Source organism: Paenibacillus sp. NMA1017, from assembly GCF_058895805.1.
This window is the reverse complement of record NZ_JBZXYR010000044.1, coordinates 1-1,636: the sequence shown is the minus strand read 5'-3', so window position 1 is coordinate 1,636 and position 1,636 is coordinate 1. Positions and strand designations below refer to the sequence as shown.

General features: G+C 50.6%; 1 protein-coding gene. It reads right to left on the bottom strand.

Translation table 11 applies throughout. The features are described 5' to 3' along the window. A partial coding sequence (locus AC5ELV_RS26235) for a condensation domain-containing protein (RefSeq protein ID WP_493432449.1) occupies positions 1-1,636 on the bottom strand: 1,636 nt, incomplete at both ends.

Below are 1,636 nucleotides of genomic sequence, written 5' to 3'. Positions count from 1 at the left end.
GCGGTATATCCTCCAAAGACTTCGTTAGTGACCAGCGACAAACACCAGCCGTCCATTATGATGTGGTGAAAGCTCCATACAAAATGGTATACATCGTCTGATGTACGTAAGATGGATACCCGCATTAGTGTATCCTTTGCCAGATCAAACCCCTTCTGCTGATCCCGACGTACGAACTCCTTGATATATTGCTCCTGCTCCGCCTTTTCCTTCTCACGTATATCCTCTACGTACAGCTCTCCGCGTTTATTCCGGTACACCACTTGCAGCGGCTCGTCCTGCAAATCGCTCCGGAAGTTGGTCCGCAGTGCTGAATGACGCTGTACCAACAAGTCCAGACTGGCAGAGAATGCAGCGAGATCCAGCGTTCCCTTCAGTTCAAAGGTGGACTGCTCTACATAGGCGCTCGACTGGGAATCCAGCATGTTGTGGAACAGCATGCCTTTTTGCATCGGCGTCATGGGATATATATTCTCAAGCTCTCCGTCAGGCTGAATCTGCTCCACCATCCGGTCCAGTTCTTCAAGGCTTAAGCCAGAAAGCAGCACATCACTCGGCGTCAATTCGGAGTGCTCCCGAGATGCACAATGCTGAATCACTTCCAGCACATTCTGCTTGAATTGCTCTGCTAGTTGCTCAGCAGTATTTTGTGGGAGGGCCTTATTGTTGTATTGAATGCTTAGTTCCAGTATGCCATCTGTAACGAGTCCTCCCACGTCCATAACACAGGACATTTGGGTCAGTTCATGAGTATTAGCTCCGCTAGAATATGGAGAAAAATGCATGCCGCTATGCTGCAGTGTCTGATCAAATTCGCCCAAATAATTGAAGCTGATCTGTGGCTCGGCGTATGTTGCCCTGGACGGTCCATTCTGACTGAGATATCTCCAGATGCCGTACCCAATTCCTTTATGTGGAATGCTGCGCAGCGTCTCCTTCATCCGTTTGATGTGGCCGGAGATATCATCTTCCCGGTTAATCCGCAGCAGCACCGGGTATTGACTCGTAAACCAGCCAATCGTCCGTGATATATCCGTATCCTTCATGATATCTTCCCGGCCATGGCCTTCCAGAAGAATTGTAACCTGCTCACTGCCAGTCCAAGTACTTAACGTCAACCCGAGCGCCGTCAGCAACAGATCGTTCACTTCTGTGTTGTACGCGCGGTGGGCTTGCTTCAGTAGTTGACCAGTCTCTTCCTTCGTAAGCCTCACATTTACGATACCCATGTCTTGCTGCATAAACTTATCGCTATGCTCTTGGGACACTGGAAGTTGGGGCGACTCGGATGCCGCCAGTTCATTTAATTGCTCCCAGTATGCGTGCTCACTTTCCATCTCAAGGCTGTCGGCATAGGCTGACAACCGCTCCGACCAGACCCGGAAGGAGTCTGTTTTGGTCGGGAGCTGTATGGTTTCTCCACGTACAGCCTGCTCATAGGCATTCGACAAATCCTCCAACAGTATCCGCCACGATACGCCGTCTACCACCATATGATGAATAGCCAGTAGCAGATGGTCCCCATCAACGCAGTGGAACAGGCCCACTTTCAGCAGAGGTCCTTCATCCAGTCGGATGCTACTCTGAATAGTACTGGCCCGGGCTTCTATAGCTTGACCCAATGTGGGACCGATCG